This is a genomic window from Citrobacter sp. TBCS-14 (assembly GCF_005280805.1).
GTDB classification, from domain to species: Bacteria; Pseudomonadota; Gammaproteobacteria; order Enterobacterales; family Enterobacteriaceae; genus Citrobacter; species Citrobacter gillenii.
In genome coordinates, this window is sequence record NZ_SZWM01000134.1 from 53,084 (window position 1) to 70,498 (window position 17,415).

The 17,415-nt window shown below is 54.4% G+C and carries 14 protein-coding genes and 1 pseudogene; 10 read left to right on the forward strand and 5 right to left on the reverse strand.

What is annotated here, in order from left to right:
• Positions 1 to 2: 2 nt before the first annotated feature.
• Together ruvA and ruvB are read left to right on the forward strand one after the other, a co-directional pair.
• A complete protein-coding gene (gene ruvA / locus FDX22_RS00990; RefSeq protein WP_096757434.1) occupies positions 3 to 614 on the forward strand; it encodes a Holliday junction branch migration protein RuvA in 612 nt (203 codons plus the stop codon).
• A gap of 8 nt (positions 615 to 622) precedes the next feature.
• Positions 623 to 1,633, forward strand: coding sequence for a Holliday junction branch migration DNA helicase RuvB (gene ruvB, locus FDX22_RS00995; protein WP_115258769.1), 1,011 nt, complete (start codon positions 623 to 625; stop codon positions 1,631 to 1,633).
• A gap of 87 nt (positions 1,634 to 1,720) precedes the next feature.
• On the opposite strand, the pseudogene znuB reads toward ruvB, so the two are convergent.
• Together znuB and znuC are read right to left on the reverse strand one after the other, a co-directional pair.
• Positions 1,721 to 2,505 (reverse strand): annotated as a pseudogene (gene znuB / locus FDX22_RS01000) (zinc ABC transporter permease subunit ZnuB).
• Positions 2,502 to 3,257 (reverse strand): zinc ABC transporter ATP-binding protein ZnuC, encoded by a 756-nt coding sequence (gene znuC / locus FDX22_RS01005; protein WP_146716592.1) that lies wholly within the window; start codon positions 3,255 to 3,257, stop codon positions 2,502 to 2,504. The pseudogene znuB and the gene znuC overlap by 4 nt, the downstream one beginning before the upstream one ends.
• Positions 3,258 to 3,335: 78 nt before the next feature.
• Between znuC and znuA the strand changes: the two genes are divergently transcribed.
• From znuA to lpxM, 3 genes are all read left to right on the forward strand, one after another.
• Positions 3,336 to 4,280: a zinc ABC transporter substrate-binding protein ZnuA gene (gene znuA / locus FDX22_RS01010; RefSeq protein ID WP_135912207.1), complete on the forward strand. Its 945-nt coding sequence runs from the start codon at positions 3,336 to 3,338 to the stop codon at positions 4,278 to 4,280.
• Positions 4,281 to 4,295: 15 nt separating this feature from the next.
• A complete protein-coding gene (mepM, locus tag FDX22_RS01015; RefSeq protein ID WP_096757429.1) occupies positions 4,296 to 5,615 on the forward strand; it encodes a murein DD-endopeptidase MepM in 1,320 nt (439 codons plus the stop codon).
• Positions 5,616 to 5,734: 119 nt separating this feature from the next.
• Positions 5,735 to 6,706 (forward strand): lauroyl-Kdo(2)-lipid IV(A) myristoyltransferase, encoded by a 972-nt coding sequence (gene lpxM / locus FDX22_RS01020; RefSeq protein WP_115258765.1) that lies wholly within the window; start codon positions 5,735 to 5,737, stop codon positions 6,704 to 6,706.
• A 101-nt stretch (positions 6,707 to 6,807) separates the two neighbouring features.
• Here the strand turns inward: lpxM and pyk are convergent, their stop codons facing one another.
• Both pyk and FDX22_RS01030 read right to left on the reverse strand, forming a co-directional pair.
• Entirely contained in the window at positions 6,808 to 8,250 is a 1,443-nt protein-coding gene (pyk, locus tag FDX22_RS01025; RefSeq protein WP_096757427.1) for a pyruvate kinase, read from the reverse strand.
• A gap of 121 nt (positions 8,251 to 8,371) precedes the next feature.
• On the reverse strand, positions 8,372 to 9,241 hold the full coding sequence (locus tag FDX22_RS01030) for a MurR/RpiR family transcriptional regulator (protein ID WP_096759428.1): 870 nt from the start codon (positions 9,239 to 9,241) through the stop codon (positions 8,372 to 8,374).
• Positions 9,242 to 9,606: 365 nt separating this feature from the next.
• Here FDX22_RS01030 and zwf point away from each other — a divergent pair, with 365 nt between their 5' ends.
• The 3 genes from zwf to kdgA all read left to right on the forward strand — a co-directional run bounded on the left by zwf (position 9,607) and on the right by kdgA (position 13,806).
• On the forward strand, positions 9,607 to 11,082 hold the full coding sequence (gene zwf, locus FDX22_RS01035) for a glucose-6-phosphate dehydrogenase (RefSeq protein ID WP_096757426.1): 1,476 nt from the start codon (positions 9,607 to 9,609) through the stop codon (positions 11,080 to 11,082).
• 234 nt (positions 11,083 to 11,316) lie between these two features.
• Positions 11,317 to 13,128, forward strand: coding sequence for a phosphogluconate dehydratase (gene edd, locus FDX22_RS01040; protein WP_115258762.1), 1,812 nt, complete (start codon positions 11,317 to 11,319; stop codon positions 13,126 to 13,128).
• Between the two features lie 36 nt (positions 13,129 to 13,164).
• Positions 13,165 to 13,806 (forward strand): bifunctional 4-hydroxy-2-oxoglutarate aldolase/2-dehydro-3-deoxy-phosphogluconate aldolase, encoded by a 642-nt coding sequence (kdgA, locus tag FDX22_RS01045; RefSeq protein WP_003034901.1) that lies wholly within the window; start codon positions 13,165 to 13,167, stop codon positions 13,804 to 13,806.
• Positions 13,807 to 13,853: 47 nt separating this feature from the next.
• Here kdgA and paaZ read toward each other — a convergent pair whose 3' ends face one another.
• Positions 13,854 to 15,899, reverse strand: coding sequence for a phenylacetic acid degradation bifunctional protein PaaZ (gene paaZ, locus FDX22_RS01050; RefSeq protein WP_146716593.1), 2,046 nt, complete (start codon positions 15,897 to 15,899; stop codon positions 13,854 to 13,856).
• 285 nt (positions 15,900 to 16,184) lie between these two features.
• Between paaZ and paaA the strand changes: the two genes are divergently transcribed.
• Both paaA and paaB read left to right on the forward strand, forming a co-directional pair.
• Positions 16,185 to 17,114 carry a 1,2-phenylacetyl-CoA epoxidase subunit PaaA gene (paaA, locus tag FDX22_RS01055; protein ID WP_146716594.1) on the forward strand — a complete coding sequence of 310 codons (930 nt, stop codon included), beginning with the start codon at positions 16,185 to 16,187 and terminating at the stop codon, positions 17,112 to 17,114.
• An 11-nt stretch (positions 17,115 to 17,125) separates the two neighbouring features.
• On the forward strand, positions 17,126 to 17,413 hold the full coding sequence (gene paaB / locus FDX22_RS01060) for a 1,2-phenylacetyl-CoA epoxidase subunit PaaB (protein WP_062773507.1): 288 nt from the start codon (positions 17,126 to 17,128) through the stop codon (positions 17,411 to 17,413).
• Positions 17,414 to 17,415 lie beyond the last annotated feature (2 nt).

Consider the following 17,415-nt stretch of genomic DNA (forward strand, 5'->3'; position numbering starts at 1 on the left):
ACGTGATAGGCAGACTCAGAGGCATCATTCTCGAAAAACAACCCCCGTTGGTTCTTCTGGAAACGGGTGGCGTAGGCTATGAAGTGCATATGCCGATGACCTGTTTTTACGAGCTGCCGGAAGCCGGGCAGGAAGCGATTGTTTTCACCCATTTTGTGGTGCGTGAAGATGCGCAACTGCTGTACGGGTTTAACAACAAGCAGGAACGCACGCTGTTTAAAGAGCTGATTAAAACCAACGGCGTTGGACCGAAGCTGGCGCTGGCGATCCTCTCCGGCATGTCGGCGCAGCAGTTCGTTAACGCGGTTGAACGCGAAGAGCTCGGGGCGCTGGTGAAACTGCCGGGTATCGGTAAGAAAACCGCTGAGCGCCTGATTGTTGAAATGAAAGACCGCTTTAAAGGCCTGCATGGCGATCTGTTCACACCGGCGGCGGATCTGGTGCTGACGTCACCTGCGGGTCCGGTAACGGATGACGCCGAGCAGGAAGCGGTTGCTGCACTGGTGGCGCTGGGCTATAAACCACAGGAAGCCAGCCGCATGGTGAGCAAAATAGCCCGCCCTGATGCCAGCAGTGAAACCCTGATTCGTGAAGCGCTCCGCGCTGCATTGTGAGGTAAAGGATGATTGAAGCAGACCGCCTGATTTCAGCTGCCAGCACGATACCTGAAGACATTGTGGATCGTGCGATCCGCCCCAAGTTGCTCGATGAGTATATCGGTCAGCCTCAGGTCCGTTCGCAAATGGAGATTTTTATCCAGGCGGCGAAGTTGCGCGGTGATGCCCTCGACCACCTGCTGATCTTTGGTCCTCCGGGTCTTGGAAAAACCACGCTTGCCAATATTGTCGCCAATGAAATGGGCGTAAACCTGCGTACCACCTCCGGCCCGGTGCTGGAAAAAGCGGGCGATTTGGCGGCAATGCTGACGAACCTCGAGCCGCACGACGTGCTGTTTATCGATGAGATCCATCGCTTATCGCCAGTCGTGGAAGAGGTATTGTATCCGGCGATGGAAGACTATCAGCTGGATATCATGATCGGCGAAGGGCCTGCTGCACGTTCGATCAAGATTGACCTGCCGCCGTTTACGCTGATTGGCGCGACAACCCGTGCCGGGTCGTTAACCTCTCCGCTGCGTGACCGTTTTGGTATCGTGCAGCGACTGGAGTTTTATCAGGTTGCCGATCTTCAGCATATTGTAGGGCGCAGTGCGCGTTATATGGGGCTGGAGATGAGCGAGGAGGGCGCGCTGGAAGTTGCTCGCCGTGCGCGCGGAACGCCGCGTATTGCCAACCGTCTGCTGCGTCGCGTGCGTGACTTCGCCGAGGTGAAGCATGATGGCACTATCTCGGCAGACATTGCCGCCCAGGCGCTGGATATGCTCAATGTGGACGCTGAAGGGTTCGATTACATGGACCGTAAGCTGCTGCTGGCGGTGATCGATAAATTCTTCGGTGGGCCGGTAGGGCTGGATAACCTGGCCGCCGCTATTGGTGAAGAGCGTGAAACGATTGAGGACGTGCTGGAGCCATATTTGATCCAGCAGGGCTTCCTGCAGCGTACGCCGCGCGGACGTATGGCGACGGTGCGCGCCTGGAATCATTTTGGTATTACGCCGCCGCAAATGCCTTAAGTTTTTTATGCCGGATGGCGGCTTGCCTAATCCGGCCTACCTGTGAACGTAGGCCTGATACGCGAAGCGCCATCAGGCAACACACTCTTAGCTCGCTTGCTTTTTCATCATGCTGAAAATAAACATCAGCGCGGCACACAGCACCACGGAGGGCCCTGCTGGCGTATCATAGAACGCTGAGAACGTCAGGCCGCCCGTCACCGCTATCATCCCCACGCCCACGGCAACACCGGCCATCTGCTCAGGCGTACGCGCAAAACGACGTGCGGTGGCAGCAGGAATAATCAGCAGCGACGTAATAATGAGCGCGCCGACAAACTTCATCGCCACACCAATCGTTAACGCAGTGACCAGCATCAGCAGTAGCTTCACGCGTTGCAGCTTCACGCCATCGACAAAGGCGAGATCCGGGCTGATGGTCATTGACAGCAGGTTGCGCCATTGCCAGAAGAGAATGGCTAGCACAATGACAACACCAATGGCGATGGAGATCAGATCTTCCGGCGTCACGGCAAGTAGGTCACCGAACAGATAGGCCATCAAATCCACACGGATATTCGACATCAGGCTGACGACGACCAGGCCCAGTGACAGAGCGCTGTGCGCCATAATGCCGAGCAAGGTGTCTATGGCGAGGTGAGGGCGCTTCTCCAGCCACACCAGACCCGCTGCCAGCATCAGAGTGACTGCGATAACCGCATAGAACGGGTTTACATCTAACAGCAGACCAAAGGCCACACCCAGCAGTGACGCGTGCGCCAGCGTGTCGCCAAAATAAGACATCCGACGCCAGACACAAACGATCCCAGCGGGCCAGCGGCGCAGGCCAGCATGATCCCGGCTAACCAACCGGGTAATAACAATTCAATCATGAGTGACCATTTCCCCGGCGTAATACGATGCGACCCTGTAAATCATGGCGATGATTATGATTGTGACGGTAAATTCCGAGTTGCTCGGCACCGCGTTGCCCGAACATAGAGATAAATTCCGGGTGCATAGAGACCACTTCCGGCGTGCCGGAGCAGCAAATATGGTGGTTGAGGCACAGCACTTCGTCGGTCTTCGCCATCACCAGATGCAAATCATGCGAGACCATCAGTACGGCGCAATCGAGTTCACGTCGAAGCTGGTCGATAAGGTCATACAATGCGACCTGACCATTGACATCCACACCCTGAGTGGGTTCATCCAGCACCAGCAGCTGTGGTTTATTCAGCAATGCGCGAGCCAGCAGGACGCGCTGCGTTTCCCCGCCGGACAGTTTTTGCATCGGCGCATCCATCAGATGTCCGGCCTGAACGCGCTTGAGCGCCGGGAGAATATCGTCCTTCTTTGTATCCGGACGTAAGCGCAAAAAGCGGCTGACCGTTAGGGGCAGCGTGGTATCGAGATACAGTTTTTGCGGGACATAGCCAATCCGCAGTTGTCCGTTACGCTTGATAACGCCTGCATCTGCTGCTATCAGCCCGAGGACAACGCGCACCAGCGTAGACTTCCCGGCACCGTTCGGACCAAGAAGCGTTAAAATTTTGCCGGGCCGTAGTTCAAGCGAAACGTCAGAAAGGACGCGGCGTTGACCATAAGAGACCGAGACATTTTCCAGTGAAACCAAAGTCGTCATATCAATTTTAGTCTTGCAGAAGTTATAGAATGTTATAATATCACATTTCTTACATTCATTACGATGATTGGTCGCATTATGTTACATAAAAATACGCTTCTTTTCGCAGCATTATCCGCTGCTCTTTGGGGGAGTGCAACACAGGCAGCAAATGCCGCCGTCGTTGCCTCGCTTAAGCCGTTAGGGTTTATCGCTTCAGCGATTGCTGATGGGGTTACGGATACCGAGGTTCTCCTGCCTGATGGCGCATCCGAACATGATTACTCATTGCGTCCGTCAGACGTAAAACGCTTACAGGGCGCGGACTTAGTTGTTTGGATTGGCCCCGAGATGGAAGCGTTTATGGAAAAATCTGTCAAGAATATTCCTAACGCGAAACAGGTAACGATTGCGCAACTCAATGACGTGAAGCCGTTGCTCATGAAAGGGGGCGACGATGATGATGACGATCATGGACACAATGACGCCCACGGTGAAAAAAGTGACGAACATCACCATCATGGCGACTACAACATGCATCTTTGGCTTTCCCCAGAGATAGCGCGGGCCTCAGCGGTTGCAATCCATGAAAAATTAGTGGAACTTATGCCGCAAAGTCGAGCCAAACTTGACGCCAACCTGAAGGATTTTGAGGCACAATTAGCCGCAACCGATAAGCAGGTAGGTAACGAGCTCGCACCGCTCAAGGGGAAAGGGTATTTCGTTTTTCATGACGCCTACGGCTACTACGAAAAACATTACGGACTAACACCGCTTGGTCACTTTACCGTGAACCCTGAGATTCAACCTGGTGCGCAGCGTTTACATGAAATAAGAACACAGTTGGTTGAGCAAAAAGCAACCTGCGTTTTTGCTGAGCCACAGTTCAGGCCAGCGGTCGTTGAAGCCGTTGCGAGAGGGACATCCGTTCGAATGGGAACGTTGGATCCCCTCGGAACAAACATCAAACTGGGTAAAACAAGCTATTCTGCGTTTCTGAACCAATTAGCCAACCAGTATGCGAGCTGCCTGAAAGGAGATTAATGAGGAAGTGAATACGTGCAACAGATAGCCCGCTCTGTCGCTCTGGCATTTAATAATCTGCCCCGACCCCATCGCGTTATGCTGGGGTCGCTGACCGTTCTTACATTGGCCGTCGCCGTATGGCGGCCTTACGTTTACCATCCCGATGCTGCACCGATTGTCAAAACCATCGAACTTGAAAAAAGCGAGATTCGTTCTCTGTTGCCTGAGGCCAGTGAACCTATCGATCAGGCTGCTCAGGAAGATGAAGCGATACCTCAGGATGAACTGGATGACAAAACCTCCGGTGAGGTGGGCGTTCACGAATATGTTGTCTCGACCGGCGATACGCTGAGCAGCATCCTGAACCAGTATGGTATCGATATGGGCGATATCAGCCAGCTTGCCGCCTCGGACAAAGAGTTGCGTAACCTGAAGATTGGCCAACAGCTTTCCTGGACGCTGACCTCTGACGGTGATTTGCAGCGCCTGACCTGGGAAGTTTCTCGCCGTGAAACCCGCACGTACGATCGTACTGCGACGGGCTTCAAAATGAGCAGTGAAATGCAGCAGGGCGACTGGGTTAACAGCCGTATCAAGGGCACCGTCGGCGGCAGTTTCGTCGCCAGCGCCAAAGAGGCCGGGCTGACCAGTTCTGAAATCAGTGCGGTGATTAAGGCTATGCAGTGGCAGATGGACTTCCGCAAACTGAAAAAAGGCGATGAGTTCTCGGTGCTGATGTCTCGCGAGATGTTGGACGGCAAGCGTGAGCAAAGCCAACTGCTGGGCGTTCGTTTGCGCTCTGAAGGTAAAGACTATTATGCGATTCGTGCCGAAGACGGTAAGTTCTATGACCGTAACGGTACCGGGTTGGCGAAAGGGTTTATGCGTTTCCCGACCGCGAAACAGTTCCGCATCTCGTCTAACTTTAATCCGCGTCGCCTGAATCCGGTAACCGGACGTGTGGCACCGCACAAAGGCGTCGACTTCGCGATGCCGCAGGGTACGCCGGTACTGTCGGTAGGTGATGGTGAAGTCGTTGTTGCGAAGCGCAGCGGCGCTGCAGGCTACTATGTCGCGGTGCGTCATGGTCGTACCTACACCACCCGCTACATGCACCTGCGTAAACTGTTAGTCAAACCAGGACAAAAAGTAAAACGCGGCGATCGTATTGCGCTGTCAGGTAACACCGGACGTTCAACTGGACCACACTTGCATTATGAAGTCTGGGTTAACCAGCAGGCCGTGAACCCGTTAACGGCGAAGCTGCCGCGTACAGAAGGGCTGACCGGCTCGGATCGTACCGAGTACCTGGCGCAGGTGAAAGAGGTTCTGCCTCAGTTGCGCTTCGATTAATCAGCATACTGACAAAGCCGGTACGCGATGCGTGCCGGCTTTTTTATTTTGTACGGGGCACGACGCGCCGCTACACTATCAACAGATTTATTTTTCGCGGTACCAGACACTGGAAGAGCATGGAAACGAAAAAAAAGAATATTGAATATATCCCTGAATTTCATAAATCATTCCGCCATCCGCGCTACTGGGGTGCCTGGCTGGGTGTGGCGGCGATAGCAGGGATTGCGTTAACGCCCGCATCGTTTCGCGATCCTGTGCTGGCGAAGCTGGGACGTCTTGCCGGAAGGTTGGGGAAAAGTTCGCGCCGCAGAGCGCTGATTAATTTATCCCTGTGTTTTCCAGAGCGCAGCGAAGCCGAGCGCGAAGCCATCGTCGATGAGATGTTTGCAACGGCTCCGCAGGCGATGGTGATGATGGCAGAGCTTGCCCTGCGTGGCCCGGAGAAAATCCAAAACCGGGTTGACTGGCAAGGTCTGGAGATCATAGAAGAGATGCGGCGCAACGAGGAAAAGGTCATTTTTCTCGTCCCGCACGGTTGGGGTGTCGACATTCCAGCCATGCTGATGGCCTCGCAGGGCCAGAAAATGGCCGCGATGTTCCATAACCAGGGTAATCCTGTTTTTGATTACGTCTGGAACACGGTACGCCGTCGTTTTGGTGGCCGTTTGCATGCGCGTAATGATGGCATCAAACCCTTTATTCAGTCCGTGCGTCAGGGCTATTGGGGATACTATTTGCCGGATCAGGATCATGGTCCCGAGCACAGCGAATTTGTTGATTTTTTTGCCACCTACAAAGCAACATTGCCGGCGATTGGTCGCCTGATGAAGGTTTGCCATGCGCGGGTTGTGCCGCTGTTCCCGGTGTATGACGGAAAAACACATCGCCTGACGATTCAGGTCCGCCCGCCGATGGATGACATCCTGACCGCAGATGACCACACCATTGCCAGACGCATGAATGAAGAGGTGGAGATTTTTGTCGCGCCGCACCTCGAGCAGTACACCTGGATTTTAAAACTGCTGAAAACCCGCAAACCCGGTGAGATTGAGCCGTATAAACGTAAAGATCTCTACCCGAAGAAATAAAAAGAAGAAATAAAAAAAGCCTCTCACTTGAGAGGCTTTCTGTATCAGGTACCACCTGTAGGCCTGATGATCAAAGCAACATCAGGCATTGAGCGAGGTTATTATTCTACGGTCAGAATACGCGTGGTGTTGGTGGAGCCAATGGTGCTCATGACGTCGCCCTGGGTGACAATCACCAGATCGCCAGAAACCAGATAGCCTTTATCACGCAGCAGGTTCACCGCTTCGCTGGCGGCAACCACACCGTCGGTTTCGCTGTCAAAGTGAACCGGAGTAACGCCGCGGTACAGGGAGGTCAGGTTCAGCGTACGCTCATGACGCGACATGGCGAAAATCGGCAGGCCGGAACTGATACGGGACGTCATCAGCGCGGTACGACCGGATTCTGTCATCGCGATGATGGCGGTGACCCCTTTCAGGTGGTTCGCTGCATACATTGCGGACATGGCAATCGCTTCTTCAACGTTATCAAACTGCACGTCGAGGCGGTGTTTGGAGACATTAATGCTCGGGATTTTTTCCGCGCCCAGGCAGACACGCGCCATGGCGGCAACGGTTTCAGCCGGATACTGGCCTGCGGCGGTTTCTGCTGACAGCATAACGGCGTCGGTGCCGTCGAGTACGGCGTTCGCCACGTCCATCACTTCTGCACGGGTCGGCATCGGGTTGGTGATCATCGACTCCATCATCTGCGTGGCAGTAATGACCGCACGGTTCAGCTGACGCGCACGACGGATCAGGGCTTTCTGAATACCGACCAGCTCTGGATCGCCAATTTCAACGCCCAGGTCGCCACGAGCAACCATCACGACGTCAGAGGCCAGGATGATGTCATCCATTGCATTCTGGTCGCACACGGCTTCTGCACGCTCCACCTTGGCAACAATTTTCGCATCGCAGCCTGCATCGCGCGCCAGACGGCGGGCATAGTTCAGATCTTCGCCGCAGCGCGGGAAGGAGACGGCCAGATAGTCAACGCTGATTTGCGCCGCGGTGATGATGTCAGCTTTGTCTTTTTCGGTCAGTGCTTCTGCAGAGAGACCGCCGCCCAGTTTGTTGATGCCTTTGTTATTGGAAAGCGGGCCACCGACGGTCACTTCGGTGAAGACCTTCATGCCCTGAACTTCCAGTACTTTGAGCTGTACGCGACCGTCATCCAGCAGCAGGATGTCGCCCGGCACTACGTCAGCAGGTAGGCCTTTATAGTCAATACCGACTTTTTCTTTATCGCCTTCGCCTTTACCCAGGTTGGCATCTAACAGGAACTTGTCGCCAATATTGAGGAATACTTTGCCTTCTTTGAAGGTTGATACGCGGATTTTAGGTCCCTGCAGGTCACCCAAAATAGCGACATGACGTCCCAGTTTGGCGGCAATCTCACGGACTTTATCCGCCCGCAGTTTGTGATCTTCTGGAGAGCCGTGCGAAAAGTTCATACGTACAACGTTTGCGCCCGCGGCGATAATTTTTTCAAGGTTGTTATCGCGGTCAGTTGCTGGGCCTAACGTGGTAACGATTTTGGTTCTGCGAAGCCTTCTGGACATGTAATACTCCGTTGACTGAAACAACTAGGTGTTGCGTGTGAACATTGATCCGGCCGTTCTGAAACATAACGGTAGAAATGAACGACCCGGATGATAAAAGGGTAGAACATCGTTATTGCTTTTAGCGGTCATCACTCTTGATGAGTAATTCTTTATCAAAACGCGATTCCTTGAGCGCTTCCTTGACACGCTTCAAGTTATCTCTAAATTTTGCACCACGGCGCAAAGTAAATCCCGTAGCCAGCACATCTATCACGGTCAGTTGAGCAAGTCGAGAGACCATAGGCATATAAATGTCAGTATCTTCCGGTACATCCAGGGTAATTGCCAGCGTGGCTTCACGCGCCAGCGGCGTTCCGGGGGAAGTAAGGGCGATCACCATGGCATCGTTTTCCCGCGCCAGCTGCGCCAATTCAACCAGACTCTTTGTTCTGCCGGTATGTGAAATAAGGACAATGACGTCGTCATCGCTACAATTCATACAGCTCATACGTTGCAGTACAATATCGTCGGAATAGATAACCGGTACGTTAAAGCGGAAAAATTTATTCATGGCGTCGTGCGCCACGGCAGCGGACGAACCCAGACCGAAAAAGGCGATTTTCTTTGCCTGGGTTAATAAATCTACCGCCCGATTGACCGCCGCGTTATCCAGCGACTGACGGACGTGGTCCAGGCTTGCCATGGCAGATTCGAAGATTTTCCCGGTGTAGGACTCGACGCTATCATCCTCATCGACATTACGATTAACATACGGGGTACCATTAGCCAGACTTTGTGCCAAATGCAGTTTAAAATCAGGGAAGCCTCGTGTGTCCATGCTGCGACAGAAGCGATTCACGGTCGGCTCACTGACGTTGGCTTCCAGAGCCAGCGTGGCAATACTTGAATGGATAGCCCGGTCAGGTGAGGTCAGAATAACATCGGCGACCTTACGTTCTGACTTGCTCAGATGTTCCAGTTTTAACTGGATTTTTTCCAGCATATTCATTATGTGAGTAGACTCATCGGCCATGGGCAAAAACGATTTCAGCGATATGGGGAAATCGAGCGGTAACTCTGGTAGATATTACCCCTGTGAACCCACATTCGGGGCAAAATGGACAGAAAAGTTGTTGTTTTTTTTCAATACATGATCGGAGTCGGATTTTCTTACGTCTTCATGGTCACGTAAAAAAGCGACTTTTTTATCCATTTTGCGGCGGTAAACGTCAATAACGCCGCTGTTCACGGTAACAGCACGGCTGGATAAGCGTTTACGGTTCACGGAATCACGTAAAAGCAGTACAGTGCACTGTAATAAAATTACATTCAGTGTCGGGCATGAATACCAGACACTCAACTGAGGAGAATGACATGGCGGTAACGCAAACAGCCCAGGCATGTGACCTGGTCATTTTCGGCGCGAAGGGCGACCTTGCACGTCGGAAATTGCTGCCTTCCCTGTATCAGCTGGAAAAAGCCGGACAGATTAACCCGGACACCCGCATTATTGGGGTTGGCCGCGCAGACTGGGACAAAGCAGCCTACACCAAGGTTGTACGCGAAGCGCTCGAAACTTTCATGAAAGAAAAAATTGATGAAAGTTTGTGGGAAACCCTCAGTGGTCGTCTGGAGTTTTGTAACCTGGACGTCAATGATACTGCTGCCTTTAGTCGTCTGGGTGACATGCTGGATCAAAAAGCACGCACCACGATTAACTACTTTGCCATGCCGCCAAGCACCTTTGGCGCGATCTGCAAAGGCTTAGGGGAAGCGAAACTGAACGCTAAACCGGCGCGCGTGGTGATGGAAAAGCCGCTGGGAACGTCGCTGGCAACCTCCCGCGAAATTAATGACCAGGTCGGTCAATATTTTGAAGAATGCCAGGTCTACCGTATTGACCACTATCTGGGCAAAGAAACGGTACTAAACCTGCTGGCACTGCGTTTTGCCAACTCCCTGTTTGTGAACAACTGGGATAACCGCACCATCGATCACGTCGAAATTACCGTGGCGGAAGAGGTGGGTATCGAAGGCCGTTGGGGTTATTTTGACCAGGCCGGTCAGATGCGCGACATGATCCAGAACCACTTGCTGCAGATTCTGTGCATGATCGCCATGTCGCCGCCGTCTGATCTGAGCGCCGACAGCATCCGTGATGAGAAAGTGAAGGTCCTGAAATCACTGCGCCGTATCGATCGTACGAACGTGCGTGAAAAAACGGTGCGTGGTCAGTACACCACCGGTTTTGCACAAGGTAAAAAAGTACCGGGGTACCTGGAAGAAGAGGGTGCGAACAAGAGCAGCAACACCGAAACCTTTGTCGCTATCCGTGTGGATATCGACAACTGGCGCTGGGCGGGCGTGCCGTTTTACCTGCGTACCGGTAAGCGTCTGCCGACCAAATGCTCTGAAGTGGTGGTGTACTTCAAAACGCCTGAACTTAACCTGTTTAAAGAATCCTGGCAGGATCTGCCGCAGAACAAGCTGACCATCCGTTTGCAGCCGGACGAAGGTGTCGATATCCAGGTGCTTAACAAAGTGCCGGGTCTGGACCACAAGCATAATCTGCAGATAACCAAGCTGGATCTGAGCTATTCCGAAACCTTCAATCAAACGCACCTGGCAGATGCCTACGAGCGCTTGCTGTTGGAAACTATGCGCGGTATTCAGGCGCTGTTCGTGCGCCGTGATGAAGTCGAAGAAGCATGGAAGTGGGTGGACTCCATCACCGAAGCCTGGGCGATGGACAACGACGCTCCGAAGCCGTATCAGGCTGGGACCTGGGGACCGGTTGCCTCGGTGGCCATGATCACCCGTGACGGTCGTTCCTGGAACGAATTCGAGTAAAATTCCATCTAGCCATTAGGTGTTATTTTACCGGTAACATGATCTAACACAGATTGTAGAATAATTTTTGCACTTTTAAGCCTCGCGTGGATTCACCCGCGGGGCTTTTTTTATTACACTGCCTGAAACGATTTTGCCCCTGAGCTACGGCCAGCAAGCTATTCAGCATGGTGTTACCTTGCTGAAACGCATTGTTAATCCTGATGCTCTGACAGATAAATTTTAGGAGCCTCTATGAATCCGAATTTGTTACGCGTAACACAACGCATCGTTGAACGTTCTCAAAAGACGCGTTCTGCCTACCTCGCCCGTATCGAACAGGCCAAGACGAACACCGTTCATCGTTCGCAGCTGGCGTGCGGGAATCTGGCCCACGGTTTTGCCGCCTGTCAGCCAGAAGATAAAGCATCTCTGAAAAGCATGCTGCGTAACAATATCGCGATCATTACCTCCTATAACGACATGCTTTCTGCGCATCAGCCGTATGAGCATTATCCGGATATCATTCGCAAAGCCTTGCATGCAGCCAATGCGGTAGGCCAGGTTGCGGGTGGCGTGCCGGCGATGTGTGATGGCGTCACTCAGGGACAGGACGGGATGGAGCTTTCCCTGCTGAGCCGCGAAGTGATTGCAATGTCGGCGGCTATTGGCTTGTCTCACAACATGTTCGATGGCGCGCTGTTCCTCGGCGTGTGTGACAAAATTGTCCCGGGACTGGTGATGGCGGCGCTGTCGTTTGGTCATCTGCCGTCCATCTTTATCCCTTCAGGCCCGATGGCGAGTGGTCTGGCGAACAAAGAAAAAGTCCGTATCCGCCAGCTCTATGCCGAAGGCAAAGTTGACCGTATGGCGCTACTGGAATCCGAAGCCGCGTCTTATCACGCGCCGGGAACCTGTACTTTCTACGGTACCGCAAACACCAACCAGATGGTGGTGGAGTTTATGGGCATGCAGTTGCCGGGCTCCTCTTTCGTGCATCCTGATGCCCCCCTGCGTGAAGCGCTGACCGCGGCGGCGGCGCGTCAGGTCACACGCCTGACCGGTAACGGCAACGAGTGGATGCCTATCGGTAAAATGATTGATGAAAAAGTGGTGGTGAACGGTATTGTGGCCCTGCTGGCGACCGGGGGGTCAACCAACCATACGATGCACCTGGTGGCGATGGCGCGCGCGGCAGGCATTCTCATCAACTGGGATGACTTCTCCGATCTGTCCGATATCGTGCCGTTGATGGCGCGTCTGTACCCTAACGGTCCGGCCGATATTAACCACTTCCAGGCCGCGGGCGGTGTACCGGTGTTGATGCGTGAGCTGCTCAATGCGGGTCTGCTGCATGAAGATGTCAACACCGTCGCGGGCTTTGGCTTGTCGCGTTATACCCAGGAACCGTGGCTGAACAACGGCGAACTGGACTGGCGAGAAGGGGCTGAGAAGTCGCTGGATAGCAGCGTGATTGCTACCTTTGACCAGCCGTTCTCGCATCATGGCGGCACCAAAGTGCTGAGCGGCAACCTGGGGCGCGCGGTGATGAAAACTTCCGCGGTACCGGTTGAAAACCAGATCATTGAAGCCCCGGCAATTGTCTTTGAGAGTCAGCATGATGTGTTACCGGCCTTTGATGCGGGCCTGCTTGACCGTGACTGCGTGGTGGTCGTTCGCCATCAGGGGCCAAAAGCGAACGGTATGCCAGAATTACATAAACTCATGCCGCCTCTTGGTGTATTATTGGACCGTTGTTTCAAAATTGCGTTAGTTACCGATGGACGACTTTCAGGTGCTTCAGGTAAAGTGCCTTCAGCAATCCATGTAACACCGGAAGCTTATGATGGCGGGCTACTGGCAAAAGTACGCGATGGCGACATCATTCGAGTGAATGGACAGACAGGTGAATTGACGCTGCTGGTCGATGAAGAGGAACTTGCCTCTCGTCAGCCCCACATTCCTGACCTCAGCGCATCGCGGGTAGGAACAGGGCGTGAGATGTTCAGTGCGTTGCGCGAAAAGCTGTCCGGTGCGGAGCAGGGCGCAACCTGTATCGATTTTTAAGACTCATTTTGTAATCAGGCGAGAGAAGAAACTCTGATGAAAAACTGGAAGACAAGTGCAGAAGCAATCCTGACCACTGGCCCGGTTGTACCGGTTATCGTGGTGAATAAACTGGAACACGCGGTGCCGATGGCAAAAGCGCTGGTTGCAGGGGGTGTTCGTGTTCTGGAAGTGACCTTACGTACCGCATGTGCGATGGACGCCATTCGTGCTATCGCCAAAGAAGTGCCGGATGCGATCGTCGGTGCAGGTACCGTACTGAACCCGCAGCAGCTCGCGGAAGTGACGGAAGCTGGTGCGCAGTTTGCTATTAGCCCAGGACTGACCGAGCCTCTGCTGAAAGCGGCAACCGAAGGGACGATTCCTCTGATCCCAGGCATCAGCACCGTTTCTGAACTGATGCTGGGCATGGATTACGGCTTGAAAGAATTCAAATTCTTCCCGGCTGAAGCGAACGGCGGGACAAAAGCGCTGCAGGCGATTGCGGGTCCGTTCTCCCAGGTGCGTTTCTGCCCAACCGGCGGTATTTCTCCGGCCAACTACCGTGACTATCTGGCGCTGAAAAGCGTACTGTGTATCGGCGGCTCCTGGCTGGTTCCGGCGGATGCGCTGGAAGCGGGTGACTACGATCGCATTACCAAACTGGCTCGCGAAGCGGTAGAAGGCGCGAAGCAGTAAATCGTTAAATGCCCGATGGTGCGACTGGAACGCACCATCGGGTTTGTTCACGCCGGGAAATCCCCCTGCTGGCGCGCGACCAGCGTCAGGATCGAGTACAGCGCCACCGCTTGCTGATGCTGATTGAAAATCTCCACTGACCATTCCACTACGCCTGTGGCCTTCTCTTCAGCGCTGCGCTGGCGTTTCACCGTTTTACGTTTGCAGGTCAGGCGCACCTGGATGGTATCGCCCGGTTTTACCGGTTCGATAAAGCGCAGGTTTTCCATGCCGTAGTTGGCGATAACCGGGCCGACGCCCGCGTCAACAAACAGCCCCGCGGCGGCAGAAATCAGGAAGTAACCGTGTACCACGCGCTCGCCAAAAATCGACTCGGCGGCGGCAATTTTGTCCATGTGAGCGTAGAAGTGATCGCCGCTCAGGCAGGCAAAGTTGACGATATCCGCTTCGGTCAGCGTGCGGCGCGGGGTCAGCAGGCTGTCACCGGGCTGGATCTCTTCAAAATATTTGCGGAACGGGTGGACGCGGTCTTCCGCCACCTGCGCGCCGCGCACCCATTGCTGGCCGATGGCGGCAAGCATCGTCGGGCTGCCCTGAATCGCGGTGCGCTGCATGTAATGCTTCACCGCCCGCAGTCCGCCGAGTTCTTCGCCGCCGCCCGCGCGTCCCGGACCGCCGTGTACCAGCTGCGGTAGCGGGGAACCGTGGCCGGTGGATTCGACAGAAGATTCTTCGTTCAGCACCTGAATACGCCCGTGGGCGCGGGCAGCACCGAGAATAAACGCACGCGCCAGTGCGCCATCTGCCGTCACTAACGTTCCCGCCAGGCTACCTTCACCAGCGCGCGCTAGCTGCATCGCATGCTCGCTATTCTGATACGGCATCAGCGTCGCCACCGGGCCAAATGCTTCAATGGCGTGAACCGCCGCCACTTCATCCGGCTGCGCGCAGAACAGCAGCGTCGGTGGGAAGAATGCCCCGGCGGCGTTGAGATCGGCTTTGCCACCCAGCAGCACGTCACATCCCGCTTCCACCAGACGATTCACATTATCCTGTACGTCCTGACGCTGTTCGCTATTGACCAGCGCGCCCATCTTCACACCTTCCTGCGCCGGGTCGCCGACCACCACTTTTTGCAGACGGGCAATCAACGCCTCGCTCACCGCTTTCACCTGCGCCTGCGGCACGATAATCCGGCGAATAGCGGTACATTTTTGCCCGGCTTTGGTGGTCATCTCACGCACCACTTCACGGATAAACAGCGCAAATTCTGGCTGTTCCGGCGTCACATCGTCACCCAGCACGCAGCAGTTCAGCGAGTCCGCTTCCATGGTGAAGGGGACAGACTTCGCCACCAGATTCGGATGCACGCGCAGCTGTTGCCCGGTTTTTGCCGAGCCGGTAAAGGTCACCACGTCCTGATGATCAAGCTGGTCGAGCAGGTCGCCCGCGCCGCCGCAAATCAGGCTGATCGCGCCTTCCGGCACCAGCCCGCTATCGACAATCGCTTTGACCATCGCCTGGGTTAACTGCGCGGTGGCGGTGGCTGGTTTGATGATCGCGGGCATCCCGGCAAGCCAGGTGGGGGCCAGCTTTTCTAACATGCCCCAGCAGGGGAAGTTAAAGGCGTTGATATGCACCGCCACGCCGGATTTTGAGGTCAGCACGTGACGCGCGGCAAAGCCGCCTTGTTTGGACAGCGGGATCAGCTCATCTTCCGGCCATAGGGTATCGTCCGGCAGTTCACGGCTGCCCAGCCCGGCATAGGTGAAGAGGGTGCCGATACCGCCTTCAATATCCACCCAGCTATCCGCACGCGTCGCGCCGGTCTCGGCGGAGATGGCATAGAAATCGGCTTTCAGCTCCAGCAGATGTTTCGCCACCGCTTTTAACATTGCGCTGCGTTCAATAAAGGTCATCGCCTGTAACGCTTTACCGCCGTGCTCGATGGCGAAGCGGCGCGCCTGCGCCATATCCAGCCCTTCGCTTGTGACTTCCCACAGCGCTTCGCCGCTGATGGCGTGATGAATGGTGCGGGTGCGGCCCCGGCCGGTCTGCCAGGCGCCGGATAAATAGCTGGCTAACTGCTGCATGGTTATTCTCCAGATATGTTACGTAATCTCGCTATAAATAGTTCTTTTATGAATCATAAAATGCAAGCCTGATTTTAATAATTTGTTAACAATGCGATCGGGGACACTATCCCTGATAGTGATACAAGCCTGTTTATAAAAGGATTACTAAAACCCTTTGCGGTACTCATCACAAAATTCACAAACAAAATTTGTGGTTTTATTTAACTAAGATGTAACTTTTATAAAACAAAGTGATTCGCAAAAATTGATTTGTTGAATTTATCGGAATCATAAGGTGATGACGTGACAGAAGAACATAGCTTTGACCAGCGCATCGCGCAGGATACAGCCATCGAACCGCAGGACTGGATGCCGGATGCCTACCGCAAAACGCTGATTCGCCAGATTGGTCAGCATGCGCATTCGGAAATTGTTGGCATGCTGCCGGAAGGTAACTGGGTAACTCGCGCCCCAACGCTTCGCCGCAAAGCGATTCTGCTGGCGAAAGTGCAGGATGAAGCCGGGCACGGCCTGTACCTCTACAGCGCCGCCGAAACCCTCGGCTGCGCCCGTGAAGATCTGTATCAGAAGATGCTCGACGGGCAGATGAAGTACTCCTCCATTTTTAACTATCCAACCCTGACCTGGGCCGATATCGGCGTCATCGGTTGGCTGGTCGACGGCGCTGCGATCGTCAATCAGGTGGCGCTGTGTCGCACCTCCTACGGCCCGTATGCCAGGGCGATGGTCAAAATTTGCAAAGAAGAGAGCTTCCACCAGCGTCAGGGTTTTGAAGCCTGCATGGCGCTTGCCGCGGGCAGCGAAGAACAGCGTCAAATGTTGCAAGACGCCATCAACCGATTCTGGTGGCCAGCGCTGATGATGTTCGGCCCGAGCGATGACAACTCGCCGAACAGCGCCCGCAGCATGGCGTGGAAAATCAAACTGCACTCCAACGACGAATTGCGTCAGCGCTTTGTCGACAACACCGTGCCGCAGGTGGAAATCCTCGGCATGCAGGTGCCGGACGCTGACCTGACGTTTGACGAAGCTACCGGTCACTACCGCTACGGCGAAATTGACTGGCAGGAACTTAACGAAGTCATCAACGGGCGTGGCATCTGTAACCACGAACGTCTGGGCGCAAAACGCAAAGCCTGGGAAGAGGGGGCATGGGTGCGCGAAGCCGCGCTGGCGCATGCCGAAAAACAGCAGGCCCGCAGCGCCGCCTAAGGAGAATAAAGATGAGCAAAACATACTGGCCGTTATACGAAGTGTTTGTCCGCAGCAAACAAGGTTTGTCTCACCGTCACGTCGGCAGCCTGCACGCCGCCGATGACCAGATGGCGCTGGAAAACGCGCGCGATGCCTACACCCGTCGCAGCGAAGGTTGTTCGATTTGGGTAGTGAAGGCGAGCGAAATTGTCGCCTCGCAACCGGAAGAACGCGGTGCGTTTTTCGACCCGGCAGAGAGCAAAGTCTACCGCCATCCGACGTTCTACACCGTGCCGGACGGCATGGAACATATGTGAGG

Bases quoted from the DNA above. Each gene is read 5' to 3' on its own strand.
- ruvB (WP_115258769.1), top strand. From the start codon at position 623: ATGATTGAAGCAGACCGCCTGATTTCAGCTGCCAGCACGATACCTGAA.
- znuC (WP_146716592.1), bottom strand. From the start codon at position 3,257: ATGACGACTTTGGTTTCACTGGAAAATGTCTCGGTCTCTTATGGTCAA.
- znuA (WP_135912207.1), top strand. From the start codon at position 3,336: ATGTTACATAAAAATACGCTTCTTTTCGCAGCATTATCCGCTGCTCTT.
- lpxM (WP_115258765.1), top strand. From the start codon at position 5,735: ATGGAAACGAAAAAAAAGAATATTGAATATATCCCTGAATTTCATAAA.
- pyk (WP_096757427.1), bottom strand. From the start codon at position 8,250: ATGTCCAGAAGGCTTCGCAGAACCAAAATCGTTACCACGTTAGGCCCA.
- FDX22_RS01030 (WP_096759428.1), bottom strand. From the start codon at position 9,241: ATGAATATGCTGGAAAAAATCCAGTTAAAACTGGAACATCTGAGCAAG.
- zwf (WP_096757426.1), top strand. From the start codon at position 9,607: ATGGCGGTAACGCAAACAGCCCAGGCATGTGACCTGGTCATTTTCGGC.
- edd (WP_115258762.1), top strand. From the start codon at position 11,317: ATGAATCCGAATTTGTTACGCGTAACACAACGCATCGTTGAACGTTCT.
- kdgA (WP_003034901.1), top strand. From the start codon at position 13,165: ATGAAAAACTGGAAGACAAGTGCAGAAGCAATCCTGACCACTGGCCCG.
- paaZ (WP_146716593.1), bottom strand. From the start codon at position 15,899: ATGCAGCAGTTAGCCAGCTATTTATCCGGCGCCTGGCAGACCGGCCGG.
- paaB (WP_062773507.1), top strand. From the start codon at position 17,126: ATGAGCAAAACATACTGGCCGTTATACGAAGTGTTTGTCCGCAGCAAA.